Annotated in this window: 9 protein-coding genes; 4 read left to right on the top strand and 5 right to left on the bottom strand. The window is 52.8% G+C overall.

What is annotated here, in order from left to right; all coding sequences use genetic code 11:
• Positions 1–19 precede the first annotated feature (19 nt).
• The 3 genes from F0P93_RS20760 to F0P93_RS20770 form a co-directional block, all read right to left on the bottom strand.
• Positions 20–358: a hypothetical protein gene (locus F0P93_RS20760; RefSeq protein WP_150879494.1), complete on the bottom strand. Its 339-nt coding sequence runs from the start codon at positions 356–358 to the stop codon at positions 20–22.
• Positions 359–444: 86 nt separating this feature from the next.
• Positions 445–1,383, bottom strand: coding sequence for a DUF4249 domain-containing protein (locus F0P93_RS20765; RefSeq protein WP_191908876.1), 939 nt, complete (start codon positions 1,381–1,383; stop codon positions 445–447).
• A gap of 271 nt (positions 1,384–1,654) precedes the next feature.
• Positions 1,655–3,967, bottom strand: coding sequence for a TonB-dependent receptor (locus F0P93_RS20770; RefSeq protein WP_150879498.1), 2,313 nt, complete (start codon positions 3,965–3,967; stop codon positions 1,655–1,657).
• An 846-nt stretch (positions 3,968–4,813) separates the two neighbouring features.
• Here F0P93_RS20770 and F0P93_RS20775 point away from each other — a divergent pair.
• The 3 genes from F0P93_RS20775 to F0P93_RS20785 all read left to right on the top strand — a co-directional run bounded on the left by F0P93_RS20775 (position 4,814) and on the right by F0P93_RS20785 (position 8,187).
• Entirely contained in the window at positions 4,814–5,470 is a 657-nt protein-coding gene (locus F0P93_RS20775; RefSeq protein WP_150879500.1) for a sugar transferase, read from the top strand.
• A 124-nt stretch (positions 5,471–5,594) separates the two neighbouring features.
• Positions 5,595–5,951, top strand: coding sequence for a LytR/AlgR family response regulator transcription factor (locus F0P93_RS20780; protein WP_114408088.1), 357 nt, complete (start codon positions 5,595–5,597; stop codon positions 5,949–5,951).
• A gap of 277 nt (positions 5,952–6,228) precedes the next feature.
• Positions 6,229–8,187, top strand: a complete 1,959-nt coding sequence (locus tag F0P93_RS20785; protein ID WP_191908877.1) for a heparinase II/III family protein — start codon at positions 6,229–6,231, stop codon at positions 8,185–8,187.
• A gap of 133 nt (positions 8,188–8,320) precedes the next feature.
• On the opposite strand, the gene F0P93_RS20790 is transcribed toward F0P93_RS20785, so the two are convergent.
• Positions 8,321–8,554 carry a hypothetical protein gene (locus F0P93_RS20790; protein ID WP_133299898.1) on the bottom strand — a complete coding sequence of 78 codons (234 nt, stop codon included), beginning with the start codon at positions 8,552–8,554 and terminating at the stop codon, positions 8,321–8,323.
• 420 nt (positions 8,555–8,974) lie between these two features.
• On the bottom strand, positions 8,975–13,951 hold the full coding sequence (locus tag F0P93_RS20795) for a putative Ig domain-containing protein (RefSeq protein ID WP_191908878.1): 4,977 nt from the start codon (positions 13,949–13,951) through the stop codon (positions 8,975–8,977).
• A gap of 677 nt (positions 13,952–14,628) precedes the next feature.
• Here F0P93_RS20795 and F0P93_RS20800 point away from each other — a divergent pair.
• Positions 14,629–16,461, top strand: a complete 1,833-nt coding sequence (locus F0P93_RS20800; RefSeq protein WP_150879506.1) for an alpha-amylase family glycosyl hydrolase — start codon at positions 14,629–14,631, stop codon at positions 16,459–16,461.
• The last annotated feature ends 1 nt before the right edge of the window (position 16,462 follow it).

Below are 16,462 nucleotides of genomic sequence, written 5' to 3' on the forward strand. Positions count from 1 at the left end.
ACGCTGAGGAAGAGATACCCTACCGCCCCCCGGAAGCAATGCCTAAATTGGCTAATTTTTTATACAGCTTTGTAAGTAATTCCTGGGTTGGCCCCAGCCAGAACTCGCTCCAGCTTACCGAGGTCTGCGCTTTTTTTCCCAGAACGGTTTTGAGCGTGTTATTCCGGCGCTTGAAATAGACCAAATAATCGTCACAGACCCGAACGATGGACAAAGTATCATCTTTACGTACCTGATTCGTAGTAATCAACGCAGCGAGATAAGCGCGGGCATCTTCTTCCGTATCGGTGTAGGTAAGATTCGTGCTGTTGCCGTCATAATGGACAACGATGTAGTCTTTCATGGCTGATTGGGGCATCTTTCAAAGAAGTATACAATGATAACAAAAATTGAGTATTTGTACGGAATAAAATTTGATAAAAATTAATATCCCGGGAAAAATTGTTATTTAAAGGTTGCCGTAACCGTCGATTGGTTATAACCGGCGAAGCAACCCAGACCACCCGTGATCGTATTGGGCAATAAAACCGGCTCCGCAAACGGGTTCCCATCCGATTTTTTTTGCAGTTCCAGCGCCTGGTGATACTTGTAATAGGCCTCATCCACATGGAGTAAGCTCGCCTTCACAGTAGCCTTGTCATACAGATTAACGAAGGTCATTTTGTCAGACAGAGTCTGGGTTGTCGTCGTACTCTGGTTCAGAAGCCCCCGGTTTGATTCCAGCATTTTGCCGTCTCTGGCACCGTCCGACAACAGCGTGTTAACGGTTCCCAGCGATTCAAAAAGAACCGGCGTGGTTTCGGCCCTGGGCTTCGTGCCTGCTTCCGCTTTGCAGGTGGGGCACGACTTGGCATAAGCAAAGACCCCAATTGTCTGGTAATAGTTGGTTACGGACGGCGCATCCTGCCAATAATACCGGACAAAATATTCTTTCTGACGGCTGGCATCCTCCGACGAATCGAGCCGAACCTGTTGCAGGCGCAGGGCCTGCGGAATCGTACAGACACCGGAGGCACTCAGCCCGTCGGGGGTTTGCGCCGTGAGCTGATACGTCTCGCCCGCCCGAATCGGAAATTTTTTCGGATCGGCCTGGTAATAATCGTTCTTGCCGTTATACGTGAGTTGAATTGACCGGCCACCCGCCGTGAGCGTTACTTTGGCATCCCGTACCACGCCGTAATTCGTCGTGTAATTGGGATCGGCAACGGGGCGGGTACTGTTCACTTTGATGGCTAAAACCGTGTCCTGCGGAGAAATGAATCCAATCAAAACCAGCTTTTTAGCGACTTGCGTTAACCCTTCGGGCTCAATTTCCTGACGCATATTCTGGCAACCGGTGGCCAATAGCATAACAAGCAGAGATACGACGTATATCCGTTTCATGGTAATAAGTGGGTAAGACAGAGAGTTATTCACTAAAACCGCACAAGGAGTACTCCATTGCACCCCTTGCACTTCAGAACCCGCACAACCGTGCTCCATTGCACCTGTTGCACTTTAAAAACCGCACAGGAGTGCTCAATTACACCCACTGCATTTTAAAAACCGCACAGGAGCACTCAATTACACCCACTGTACTTTAATGATCGTACAGAAATGCTCCATTGCATTAGCTGTACGTGATTGTATTCAAGGATACTCGGTTGTATTCAAATCAAAACTTAAACGTGTAACTAACCGTGGGAACGACCGGAAAAAGCGAATACCGATAGAGCACCGACTTCGACGGTTTGTTGTCGATTTCCACTTTCCCTTCCAGCGAATAATAAAAAGGATTTCGCCGGTTGTAAGCATTGTAAACACTTAATTCCCAAATACTTTCGCGCGACTTTCTCTTGGTATGGTATTGCAGGCTGAGGTCCATCCGGTGGAAGGCTTCGGCCCGAAAACTGTTCTTCTCGCCGTAATCTTTCACGTTTCGGGTGTCGATAAACGGGCTGGCACTGGGGTTGGAATGATCCGGATTGTTGGCACTCACGGCATACCGCGACACTGGAACCGTCAGGGCCTGGCCGGTTCCGTACACCCACGTTCCCGACAATGTCCACCGCTGACGGAGCTCATATACGCCAACCACCGAGAAGTCGTGCCGACGGTCGTAGCGCGGAAAGAATTTCCGGCCGCCGTTCAGATCCGCAAATTGCCATTGTGTCCACGACAGCGTGTAACCCAGCCACCCGGATAAGCGACCGGTTTTTTTCTGGAGCATCACCTCGCCCCCGTACGACCAGCCTTTGCCCGCCGTCACATTATCTTCCCAACGGGCGGGCGCGCCCGTGGCTGTGGTGTTGGTCAGCAGAAAACTGGCGCCCTCTTTGTAACTGATGTTGTTGGTCATCGTTTTGTGATAGCCCTCAACGGTGAGCGCAATGTCGGCATTGAAATCTTTCACGACCCCAATAGCCAGTTGCTCAGATTGTTGCGGTTTCACGCGGTCGGTAGTAGGCACCCACAGATCGGTGGGCAGCCCGGCACCCGAACTCGACAGCATGTGTACATACTGGTTCATCATGGCATAGGCTCCTTTCACCGTCCAGTCGGCCGGTAGTTTGTAGGCCACCGACAGGCGGGGTTCCGGCCGGAAATACTGTGCATCTTTGTGCCAGAAATAACTCAGCCGCAACCCGGCGTTGATGCGCCAGCGGTTCGTCGGCTGCCAGAAATCTTCGGCATACGCCCCGGATTCCACCACCTCGATGGCCTGATCGCCCCGCACCGACGGTGTGCCGGTTTCCAGTTTGGCCGAAACGACCGCGCTGGGCGTAAACCGGTGAGACGTTGCCTGAAAACCAAACCGCAATTGATGCGTCGAACCGGCATAGACATCGAGGTCGTGTTTCAGCGTAAAATCCCGGATGCCCGACAGATACTCCAGCCGGAAAACCGCCCCGGGCTGGTTGGCAATCGTGGCCGTTTCTTCGTTGGAAACCTGCATTTTGTAGTGACTGAAAACCAGCGCCGTATGACCCGACACGCGGTTGGAAAACCGGTGGCTCCAGCGCAGGGTACCCGTCGAGTTTCCCCAGCCAAGCCCCGATTCGAGGGTGCGGTCGTTGTAAATCCGCTGGCTGGTAAACTGGTCGGCTCCCGTATACCCGCTCAGATACACGCGGTCGCGCGGGCTCAGATCGAACGAAAGTTTGGCGTTGTAATCGTAGAAACCGGAACGGGACGGAAGGCCGGATTCCGGGCCCGGCGAGAGTGCCTGCGTCAGCAATCCTAAATAACACTGCCGCGCCGACACCAGAAACGACGCTTTGCCTTTCTGCAACGGGCCTTCGAGCGTTAACCGGGAGGCAATCAGACCGATGCTGCCCGTACCATGCAGGTTGTTCTTATCGCCTTCTTTCATGCCCATTTCGATGACCGACGACAGCCGGCCGCCGTACCGCGCCGGAAAACCGCCTTTCGTCAGTTCGACTCCCTTCAGGGCGTCGCCGTTGAATATCGAGAAAAAGCCGAGCAGGTGGCTGGGATTGTAGACCACGGCTTCGTCGACCATAATCAGGTTCTGATCCGGCCCACCGCCCCGGACGTAGACGCCCGCGTTTCCTTCCGATCCTTTCTGAACACCCGGCAGAAGCTGAATCACTTTCAGTACGTCTTTTTCGCCCAGCAAAGCCGGTATTTTATGAAGTTGGGCAATCGGAACTTCGATGCGGCTGAGTTGGGCGTTGTCGCTATCTTTTGGCCGCGCCATTTGGCTTTTAACCGACACCTCGGTCAGGGTCTGCCCGGGCGTCAGGTATATATCCAGTGTCTGCTTAGATGGCTTAGCAAGGAGGTTGCGGGTAACCGTTTCGTAACCTACAAATGAAAAAATTACCGTGAGGCTATCGTTTGCCGGAACGGATAAGGTGTAAAAACCGGCGGCATCAGTAACCGTTCCCGTCTGGTGACCGGCCCAATAAACGTGGACGCCGGAAAGTGGCTTGCGATTGCCCATTTCCCAGACAAACCCCGACATAGTTGCCGGGGTTTGCGCTGCCGCCGAAATGGTCGCTAATGCAAAAAATAGCTTTGCAAGAGTAGAGGATGCTTTCACAATATCAGACAGAGAATAATACTGAGTACTTTTACTTAATGCAAAGTAAATACATTATCAGACATGTTGGGTAACCGATTAGAAAAAAAAGTAAATAAAATAATTTTTTCATCTATTTGAAGGAGCAAATAAAATCTTTTAACTATATGAATTACAGTAATTTACACTTCAATTAAAGAACAGTAGATTTTTTATCAGACACTAATTTTAATTAAATTTTAATCTTTCAGATACTACCCAAAGCAGAAATAAATACATTTTTCCCAATGACTTCCTGCAAATAACTGCATAAATAATTACTAAGTACTGACTAAGTAACCGCCGGGAGGTCAAGTAGGCTGGCCCATCGAAACACCCCGCCGATGGTCTTTCCCGGGCAAAAACGGGATCTGGCCACCATACGGCCAGAAAATCCAAAAAAATAATAAAACGAAGAAAAACCACTCACTCACTTTTCAAAGTGATTAGTTGTCCGGGGAATTTTTGAGGGTTATTATTGTCTGATAAATAATCGTGTTCAAGTAGGCTTGGGTGGGTTTTGACCCCGTTATTTCTTTTAAAAAATATATTTTAAGTCAAAAAGTCCTTCTTTTTGTCCTATCTCTGATCCAAAAGATACTCTCCCTACCCGGAAAACCTTAAATAATCAACTATTTATGTTGGTTAAATACAACTAAATGTTGTCCACTTCAGGGGAATAGCCGGTGATTTCAGTCAAACGCATAAACTGTACTTATTTAATATTGATTCTTTTTACTCTCAACGTGTATGATTAGTCTTGTATCCAGGGTTCATACCCTTCCTTCCCGTGCCGACAGCACGGGAAAGGGCGCACCCACGGTGTATGCACGGGTCGGAAAGCGCCTAGTTGACCTTTTCATTACCTTACTGCTGACGGCCCTTGTGTTCATCTGGCTCGTTCCCCTCATTGCGCTGGCCGTCAGCCTGACCTCACCGGGGCCCGTTATTTTTGCCCAACTTCGCACCGGCCGGAACGGTCGCCCATTCCGTTGTCTTAAATTTCGCACAACGGTTTATCATCCCCGGAAAAAATACCAGTCTACTCACCAGCCGCAGACCGACGTCACGCCGGTGGGTCAGTTTCTGCGAACCAGCCGTCTGGAAGAAATACCGAATTTTTTCAATGTGTTGCTGGGCGACATGAGTTTGGTTGGCCCCCGCCCCCACACGCTTCAGTATGATGCGCAATACTGGACGGTTTCTGGTTATCGCGAACGCCAGACGGTGCGTCCGGGCATTACCGGCCTGGTTCAAACCCGCCTTGAGACCGCTGCAACACCGGGCCTGATTCAAATGCCGCATGCTTTTCGCTACGACCGGTGGTATGCTCGCCAGCACTCCCTTTGGCTGGATTTTAAAATTTGCTGGTGGGCGATCAGGGGCCGAATGAAAGCCCTAAATTGAGGTAAAGGGGTATGGCATTCGCTAATTAACGGACAACAATTGTGACTAAAAAGGAAAAATAGTAACATAATGGCATAGTGTTTGCTAACGTTAAAGAAAGCTATGTACTCATCGTTACTTTTCCATGAATACCGCACGCACCAGTATCAAAGTTAGAGACCGCAGAGGGAGAGCTGTCACGATTTCTGCCAAACAAATCCTCTTTTTTGAAGGCTGGAGTAACTATAGCCGCATTTTTCTCAACAAACAGAACGGTTTTGTTTCTAGCTATACCCTGAAGGAACAACAAGAATATCACCCTTCCTTCTGGCGTATTTCGCGGTCGCATCTGGTCAATCCGGAGCATATTATTCAAATGGATTTGCACGATATGCACAATAGCTGGGTTGAATTATCAGACGAAACCCGCCTTTCGGTCAGTCGTCGGAGAGTTAAATCCATTGTCACACTGGCGAAATTCTTCAACCTACTGGTTTCCTGAAAACAGGCCGATGCTGCCTGCCGGGAAACGAATGAGAATGCCCGGTAAGCGGTCGTCGACACCCATACTGCCATTTACTCAACGCAAACGATGAAAGACCGGTATGGCCTGGTGTGTTGCTGCAAGCCGTTCGAAAGAGCGTATAGAAGCACCACCGGGCCCTTCACCGATTGCTTTCATGCCCCTGCATCGCTTCGGCACGCCCAACTCATTCATCTTTCACAGAGTTGGTCTGCAACGGGCTTATTCTGATTCTTACTCAACGTGTAACGTAAAAATGCTGAATCGGTATCACTGGTTTTATTACCGGCTGCGGTCCTTATCGACCGCAGAAGTGGGCTTCCGGCTGCGACAGTATTTCCAGAAACAGTCTGATAAACAACAGGTTGGTTGGAAAGCAACCGTTCTATTAGCCACCTGGCCCGAGCGTATATTCGCCATTTCCTCCGACATCCTTCCGGCTTTTCCGCTTTTAAACGAGCAGAAGATATTTGAGCAGACACTTGACTATAGCTACCCGGTTGACTGGCACCTCGACCTGAGTACCAACAAACGGTTTCCGCTGACCTACGCGAAGGAAATCAATATTCAAAACGCGGCTTTTGGGAATGTCGAATACGTCTGGGAGGTCAACCGGTTCCTTTTTCTGCCGGCACTGGCACTGCGCTACCAGCTCACGGCCGACCCGCGGGAATTAAGCCGGCTTATTACCCTCGTTTCGACCTGGGTCAAGGCCAATCCTTATCTGCTCGGTGTCAACTGGTACAGCAATCTGGAAGTGAACATCCGGCTGGTCAACTGGTTTATCTGCTGGAATATTCTGGATGCGTCTATTCTGGCAAAAACCGACCCGGTTTTTCAACGCTTTGTCGAATCAGTCTGGCTCCCGATCATTTACCAGCACTGCCTCTACAGTCGCAACAACCTCCCGTTTCATTCGACCGCCAGCCACCAGCTCATTGCCGGCTATGCGGGCTTGTTTGTCGCCAGTTCGTTCTGGAAGTTCCCGGAATCGCCGGCCTGGAATTCGTTTGCTCAAAGTGGTCTGGAGCAGGAAATGCAGCGACAACAGGGGCCCAACGGAATCAATCGGGCGGAATCCGCCGGTTCTATTCCGTTCATTACGGACCTTTTGCTGCTCTCTTACCTGACCGGTCTACGCACCGGAAATCCGTTTTCAGACCTGTATACCCACCAACTGGAGAACATCCTTTCGTACATCGCCCAGTTGCTCGACGACCAGGGCCATGTACCCGCCTATGGTGATGAAGGCAGCGGATGCCTGTGGAGTCTGGATGACCCGACACCGGACGGCCCTTTCCGGTCGCTGCTCACGGCCTCGGCGATTCTGTTTGGTGATCCGCTTTCCAAAGAACGATCGCACGGTTTCGACCTGAAAAACCGCCTGCTTTTCGGCGACGAAGGTCTTCAGAAATTCAAGGCCGTTCCGGCGCGGGAAACGACCCTGGGCAGCCAGTTTTACCCGGCAGAAGGGCATTACATCCTCCGCAAACAGGAGCCCGGGAGAAGTGAAATTTACGTCCATTTCAACGCTGCCACGCTGGGCGCTTCGGCTTTGGTTCCCCACGGCCACGCGGATGCGCTGTCGTTCGTCATGCACGTCGATGGACAGCCTTTTTTCGTCGATTCAGGCACGTATGTACACCACACCAATTCGGATTGGCGCCGGTATTTTGTCAGCACCCGCGCCCACAATACGGTTTGCATCGACTCCGAAAATCAGGCGTTGCAGGACCCCGATCTGCGGTGGCTGAACCCGTATGTCACCACGACCCACAAAGCCGAAATAAGTGACTATTCTGACGAAGTTATTGCCTCCCACAATGGATATGACCGGATCGGTTGTTCACACCAGCGCCGGATGGAGTTCGATAAACGAAACAACCGCCTGCTGATCGACGATCAGGTCGAAAGCCGACGGAATGGAAATCATACGGTTGAAGTCCTTTTCCACGTTCATCCGGCCATCCGGTTCCGGGCCAAAGGCCGCAACCATTTTATCCTTTCTCACCCCCAAACAAAACGGCTGGTAGTCCTGCAAATCGATCCGGCCTTACAGGTCGAGGTCGTCAATGGCCAGCAGCAGCCGGGTTTGCTGGGGTGGTATTCGGCGGGATTGTATCAGAAACAGGCCACCTGCGTTTTCCGGGCCTACTTAACCCTGGGAGCCGAACGGCGGGTTGAACTGCAGCATCAGATTACCGTGCAATCCTGAACGAAACTCCGGGCAAGAACAAAAAAAGATAGTAACATGGATAGAGTAGTTAAGAAAAAAACCAGTCAATTGACTGGTTTTTTCTTTTCAAATAACCTGATATTCTCACTAGTAAAAATCTATTTCCAAAGTATTAGTTGCCATACAGCAAACGAAATCCTTTTGTAAACATTTGGCGGGCAATTTCGGGAGAAACAACCAGAAAAGACGTATTGTCGCGGGCAACAATCTGGGCATTCAGGCCTTCCATAAAAAACTGGTTGGCACACCCGATGGCTTGTGGCAAATTCGTAAAACTACAGGACTGCAATTGATTGCGTGACCGATTTGAAGTCGTCAGGTAGGATGCGTTCTTGAGCGTGTTCATTAAAAGTACAGTTACGGTAAGACAGTTCAAAGGTAATAATCCGCAAATAAATTAAGTAATAATACTTATCAAATTTATTATTCGGTAGTAAACTTTAAAGCTATAAAACCTCAAATACGGTTACAAACCAGCCAACTACTGAAAAACGTAAATATATTTTCCTATTTTCCCGAACCAGCCTCCACCCAAACACAAGGATTCTGTGGAAGCTGCTGGGGGGTCCCTGGAAAGGAAGGCAACCGGTCAAGGTGGCCCGGCACGCTTTACGTTTCATTTAGCAGTTTACATTTCGTATTGCCTTTCCGTTCCAACGGTTTTTCTACAACGAAATACAGAGCCTTTTTTATATAGAAAGCCTGCCTCCAGAGGAAGCAGGCTTTTCTGTTAGTCCAGGTTATTAAATTGATTGGCTCGCTGGAATTACTCCTTGAGTACTTTCAGCGTCCGGAGAAGCCCCTCTCCCCGTTGAATTTGGAGCAGATACATTCCCCCCGGCAAGTTGTTCGATTGTACATTGAGGGTAGCCTTGCCCGCTTCAATTCGCGTGTCCTGATCCGAAACCGGTACTTGCTGTCCCGTCGGCGAAACGATCGAGAAACGATACGGTGCCAGGGGTACGATCTGCTCCTGGGATTCCTGAGGCAGGTTAACCGTGATTTGATCGCGGAACGGATTGGGATAAACACCCCAGACCGCCGATTCGGCGGTAAGGCCGGGGTTTGCCACCGAAACTTCGGCGTTCTCGCGTTTACCGGAAATATTCCTGATGTAGAATGTAATGAGCCGTGTGACAAGCTGGTTGCCCTGCACATTGGGGTTTTTGTAACCGGTCACTTTCAGCATGTAGACCCCAACCAGGGGCGGAATTCCTCCGTTGTCGCCCACCAGTGCCCAGGGCGCAAAATTTTCCTGAAAATTGACATTTTTAGGACCCGTGAGCTCAAACTTCACACTCTGTACCTTCGTCTCAATTTCGAAAAAGATGTTGATCATCGCTGGCAGCGTATTGGCCATCAAAACCGTCTCGTGGTTCAATTCCTGAATGAAGTTCTGCGGTTCCGGCCCTTTCCCAGCCTTGTAGAGTTTCATGACGATGTTTTCTTTTACCGTCATGTTGTAGGTGACGACCACGGAACCCGCCTTGTTGTCGATTGCCTTCACGCTGACCGCAACGGTTTGAGCCGTTGTGGGAACGCCACTGATGACACCGGTTGTCGGATTGTAGGAAAGTCCTTTTGGCAAATTGGTGACCTCGACCGACGCGATGTTCCCATCCGGATCCGAAAAGTGCGACTTGCCAATTGTGTAGGAATACGCAATGCTGATCGTTGCCGTTTGGCCAGGCAAGTCACGCGCCTGAACGGGCAGTTGATTGACAGGAGCCTCGTTCACCGTCAGCCGGAAGGTCGTCGTGACGGAGCCTTCTCGGTTATCCGTCGCCGTCACCGTGACCGTCGTGGTGGAAGGAGCCGTAGGGATTCCGCTGATCACCCGCGTAGCTGGCGCATACGTCAGCCCGGTGGGCAAACCGCTCACAATCTCCACTTTCGAAATGCTGCCGTCCGAATCCGTAAAGACCCCGGCGCCAATCGCGTAGCTGAACCCCTGGCCGACCGTTCCGGTCTGATCCGGAATGGTCTGCGCCACGATGGGCAGGACATTCGGAGCCAGGTTCACCGCCAGCCGGAAGGTCGTTGTGACGGCGCCTTCTCGGTTGTCGGTGGCCTTCACCGTCACTGTGGTGGTGGTGGGAGCCGTAGGGATTCCGCTGATCACCCGCGTAGCTGGCGCATACGTCAGCCCGGTGGGCAAACCGCTCACAATCTCCACTTTCGAAATGCTGCCATCCGGATCCGTAAAGACCCCGGCTCCGATCGTATAGCTGAACGCCTGTCCGACCGTTCCGGTCTGATCCGGAATGGTCTGTGCCACCACGGGCAGGGTATTTTCCGGAACCGGCGCCGGGTTCACCGATAGCTGGAAGGTGGTGGTTACGAAGCCTTCCTGATTGTCGGTGGCTTTCACCGTCACCGTCGTGGTGGAGGGCGCGGTCGGCGTTCCACTGATCACCCGCGTAGCCGGTGTATACGTCAGTCCGTTGGGCAAGCCGTTCACAATTTCTACTTTCGAAATGCTGCCATCCGAATCCGTGAAGACCCCGGCTCCGAGCGTATAACTGAAAAGCTGTCCGACGGTAGCGGTCTGGTTCGGAATCAGGCTGCTGACCTGCGGAGCCTTGTTTTCCGGCGGTGAGGGCGAAGCCACAACCACCAGTTTGAACGCAACCGTGGCGGTTCCGCCGTCGTCATCGGTGGCCGTTATCGTGATGGTTGCGGTTTCGGGCGCGGTCGGGGTTCCGATGATGGTACGGTTGCTCTGGTTATAACTCAGGCTCGCGGGCAAACCGCTGACGGCGATGCTGGCGATGGTTCCGTCGGAATCGGCAAACGTTTCAAGCGGAACCTGAAAAATGAAAGACTGCCCAACCGTAACCGTCTGATCGACCGGAGCCTGAACAATGGCCGGTGGCAGATTGGGAATGGGGGCCGGTTTGGGGGCGGCATTGGTCGTAATCCTGAACGATGTAACGGCCGTTGCACTCAACGCATCCGTCGCCTTCACCGTTACCGTGGCCACCCCATCGGTGGTTGGCGTCCCGCTGATCAACCGGCTGCCGGCGTTGTAGGTCAGGCCATCAGGTAACCCACTCACCTGAATACTGCTCAGGTTGTTATCGGGATCGGTAAAAATACCGGCCGCCAGGGTATACGCAAAGGGTTCTCCCACGCGCGCCGTTTGATCCGGAATGGTTTGGCTCACCACCGGCGGACGGTTTTGGGGAGCCGTCGTTACCACAATCGTCACCAGCGAGGGCGTGTATCCGCCCTGACCATCCGATACAATGAGACTGGCCGTAAACGTACCGAGTTGGGTAGGTGTTCCGCTAAATGAATGCGTAGCCTGGTTATAGGTCAGTCCAACCACGCCCCCGGACATGGCGTATATGAGCGTCTGGTTCTCATCGTCAATGAATTCCGGAATTGTATACGAGTATGGGACATTGACCGATGCATACAGGATGGGAATCGGAACGGCAACGGGTGGCGTATTGCCCGGTTCGGCCACCTGAGCCGTACTGGACGGACAGTTCAGCGTGATCGGCGAGCCCTTCAGATAATAATCCGAATTCTCGATCCGCATGCTGATGACGTGCGGTTTATCGTCCTTGATACTGGCCGGAATCAGGAATTGATACCCGTGCAGACCGTTGCCTTTTTTGGCGGCCACCAGGTCCGGTCGGTTGACATTGGCGGTAAAGGTGCCGATCACATTCAGACCGTCGAGTACTTCCACCGGCATGGGCGTATTGGGCAGGTTCCGGTCCCAGACCCAGCCCCAGATGTCGCCCTCACAGTTGTATTTGTCAAGGTAGCCTTCAAAATTACCGGTTCGTTTCACCACCGGAGCGGCTTCACGGATGGTAACCTGTAACGGAACTGAGGAAACCACTTCGGAAGGGTCGGCCGCCGTATAGGTCAGCGAAAACACGCCCACCGTGGTTGGTGTGCCAGTCAGGGCGTTCGTTTCTGCCGAATAGGTCAACCCCGGTACCGTACCCGCAATGCGGTGAATCAAAGGTTGCGCTTCGGGATCGGTGAACGGTGGCAGTACGTGCGAAAAGGCTTTCCCGACTTCTCCCAGGGGAACAGCAACAACCGGGGCAACCGGAGCCTGGTTGGTTCCGCCGGGATCGGTGACCGTCATCCGGAAACTTCCGGTGACCGTGGCACCCAGGTTGTCACGGGCCGTCAGCGTCACCATGGCCGACTGTACCCGCGTGGGGGTGCCCGTAAACTCGCCCGTTGCACTCACCCACCTGATGCCTTCCGGCAAGCCGCTCGCTTCAACACTCACAATCGAACCATCCGTATCGGTAAAAGCCTGTCCAATCGAATAACTAAAGGGTTGCCCCACGGAAGCCGCCTGGTCGGTCAGGGTTTGACTCAAAACGGGCAGGTTATTGATCACCGGGGCTTCATTCCGAAGCAAATCTTCATCCAGTTCAATTCGTACCGGTTTGTTCCCGTTCTGCGCATACCGCTGCCCCCACCGCTCCTGGGCGATCATGTGGTTCTTTAAAATATCCGACAGTTTATAGCCAATGGCTGCCCCGACCGTCTGAACCTGGGTGACGGGCTGGTTCAACAACCCGTTGTTGACCACCATCGTAATCAGATCCGTCAGTTTTTGCCGGGCGTTTGTGCCACCAAAGTTGGCCAGTGTCAGCATCTTGGCGCCGTGTTCGAAACACTGGGAAATCTGTTCGTAATATTTCTCGGTCGATACCGACGTGTGGAACATCCCGTCCACGGCGTTGATCATAAACGCGCCCGGCCGGAGGTTCGTCCGAACCACATCCATCGAAAACCGGTGGTTGTAATCCGGCCCGTCGTTGAACTTCAGACCATCGACCGACTGGCCCAGGTTTTTGAAAGCCAGCGACGCCCGCAAGCCCGAGAGCCGGTCCCAGACGCACCCGTGCTGGTTGACGACAACGATGCCCGGATCGACCCCTTTGACGGTGTTGTTGATCTTGTCGATAAACCCTTTTAACTGGCGGTGCCGAAACACATACCAGTCCTCGCCCCGAATCCCCGTGTGCGATGCATACGGATTGGAAGGAATGTGGGGCAGCGGTCGCACGCGGCTCCACTCACTGAAGTCGGTTCCCCAGCGTTGGTTGAGCTGAGCCAAACTGAAGCGGGCCTGCAGATACTGGCGAAAGGCTTCCAGCTCCGACACGCTGTAATCGTAGGGAACCACGTATTTGTTGCCCGACGGGGGATCGTAAACCGGCGAATATTCAGCCTCCAGCGCGGGCGATGACACGACCGAGAAAAACAGAAGCTGACCCTGTTCCTGGAGGTAATGGTAGCGGTTGGCAGCTTCCAGCACAAACGAATTGGCCCGATCGACGGTTTGTTTGTGTGAAAACGAAAACTGAATAATTCCCTTGGTCAGGTTCCGGGAGCTATCGGCGGCCTGCATGGTTTCGTGGAGCCCCCAGAAGCCGCCAAGCCGCACCGCGTCGCGACCGACATGGACCCGCAGCGCAATTTTCAGACCCAGCCGTTGGGCAGTCTGAATGTGCGAATCGATCACATCCCAGCTTGCGCTACTCTCGACCGTGGGATAAACCCGGTCCCAGTTGATGGTGATTTCAACGGCATTACAGCCCGTGGCGGCCGAATGTTCGATGCGTTCGTCGTCGATGCGCGCATCCGTCTCGAAATTGAAAATCGTCAGACCGATATACCGCTGGCTATCGATTACGGGCGGAGAAAACCGGGCATTTTTTGCAGCATGCGGGGGCGGAGTATCCGCCGGTCGGGCCATGGCAAACTGAAAAGATGCAACAAGAAGCAAGGCTATTTTAAAAACATGCTTCGGAAACTGGACAGGGAAGTGAGAACGCGTAATGCGTACAGGTAGATTTGAAATCATAAGTACCGTTGAGCAATTTTGTGATCCAACAAAAGGGTATTTGCCTAAATACCCCGTTTCTTCTCTTACACTTCATACAGGCCATCCTTTGCCATTAAACTATGGACATAGGTATGGATTTATGAATCCTTTTGTCTGATAATCAGTATTCGATTTGCTAGCGAGATGAATAATGCAAAAGCGGTGCCAATGGAATTTTTTGTTATTCTTTGGTACAAATACTTGAATTTCAGACATTTGCATACCAATCATTTTATTTGAAAAAATTTAGAGAACGGTTTTTCTCACAGTAATGGCCACTCAAAACCGAGAATCAACCGAATTTTAGAACACCACAATTACCGATAAATCCAGCCGTCGAACGACTTGGCAGGGTGACGTCTAACTTCCGCTCGCAACCAGCGCGGGGCGGTTTCAGAAAGGGCAATTGCGGATAAGGAATGTTCCGGTATTGCGGAATGATCAGTCGATCCTATTGCCCAGATGAGCAAAAAACCGACTATTTTCAGCCGTAAATCGGCGTGAACCGGACCCACCCAATCCGTAGCGTTTAAAGGCCTCCTAAAACCATGCTACAGTACCGACAGATTAACGAGATCAATTTTGAAGCCCTGACCAACCGGACTTTCCACCCATCGCCCGGAGCCTGGGAAGACCAGGTTCTCTATTTTCTGCTGCTGGATCGGTTTTCGGATGGGCATGAACAGGGCTTTCTGTCGAATGCGGGCGAAATCGTTCATTCCGGCACGACCCCGGTTTTCGCCCCTTCCGATGCAGAAAATGCCGTACAAACCGCGTCAGAAGCAGAAACGTGGCGGGTGGCAGGGCGTCGTTTTGCCGGCGGAACGTTGAAAGGGTTACAAAGCAAGATGGGCTATCTGAAACGGCTGGGGGTCACCGTCGTCCGGATCAGTCCGGTTCTGAAACAGGCCCATGCCCAGGAAACGTATACGGGAGATGGTATTCAGAATTTTCTGGATGTCGAACCCCGGTTTGGCACGCCCGAAGCATTCCGCGAAGTGGTGGAAACGGCCCACACGTATGGTCTATACGTTATCCTGGATATTATCCTTAATCACGTGGGCGATGTGTTTGTCTACCAGTCCGGGCAACCGAACTACCACCAAGGGGACCTGCCCCACCCGGTGATGGGCTACCGCGACCAGCATGGCAATCCGTCATTGCCGTTTAAACCCGTTGACCTTACCAAACGGCCGGATGCCTGGCCCGACGGCGCCGTCTGGCCCGCCGATTTTCAGGAGCCATCGACCTTTTCGCAAAAAGGAGCAATCCGGGCGTCGGCCACCGCTTCCGAACGCATCGAAGGCGATGTGGCGTCTCTGAAAAACATCCACCACGGCCACGGTTGCGGGGCCAACTACCACCCGGCCCCGGCTCTGAAAGCACTTTGTGAGGTGTATAAATTCTGGATGGCCTACGCCGACCTCGACGGCTACCGGATCGACCCGGCCTATCTCCTGGACCCCGGCGCAATCCGGTATTTCACCGGCGTTTTGAAGGAGTTTGCCGCCGGCATCGGCAAAGAGAATTTTTACCTGATCAGCGAACTGACCGGGGAGCGGCAGCAGGTCTGCGAGACGCTGGAACAAATCGGACTGGATGCGGCTTCGGGCATCGACAATCTACCCGAAAAATTTGCCTCCGTGGTGAAAGGATACCGGAACCCCACCGATTACTTTCATCTTTTCCGCCATTCTGAAGCGATCGGCAAGGGGTCACACACCTGGTTTCGAAACCGGTTCGTGACTGGTTTCGACGATTCCAATTCCATGGGTAAGGATAAAACCCGGTTCTGCGCCGACCCGGATGCCAGCCCGCAACTCCTTGCCGCGGTGGGACTTCTGGCCACCACGCTGGGAATCCCGTGCCTCTATTACGGCACGGAACAGGGTTTCGACGGGCAGGGGGACGAGCATTCCGTTCGGGAAGCCCTGTTTGGCGGGGATTTTGGGGCTTTCCGGAGCCGCCAGCGTCATTTTTTTCGGGAAGACCACCCCACGTTTCAAGCCATCGCCCGGATTCTGGCGTTGCGAAAACAGCACCTGGCATTGCGGAGAGGACGGCAATACCTGCGGCCCATTTCCGGCGACGGTATTCATTTCGGGCTCCCCACCCTGCCTGGCGACCCACTGCGCTCCGTTGTGCCCTGGTCGCGGCTTTTCAACCGGCAGGAAATCGTCTGTGCCATCAATTCCGACCCGGACAGCGAGCAAACCGCCTGGGTAACCATCGACCATGAACTCCACCGGCCCGGAACGTTGTTGACGTGCCTGTATTCGACCCTTCCCGCCCAGGTTCAGTCAACGACCCGGGTGGAGGTTCGCAATGGGCGCGCCATTCTGCTCACCGTTCCGCCGGGCGGTTTTGTCATCTATGCCTGAC

Source organism: Larkinella humicola (assembly GCF_008727875.1).
GTDB classification, from domain to species: Bacteria; Bacteroidota; Bacteroidia; order Cytophagales; family Spirosomataceae; genus Larkinella; species Larkinella humicola.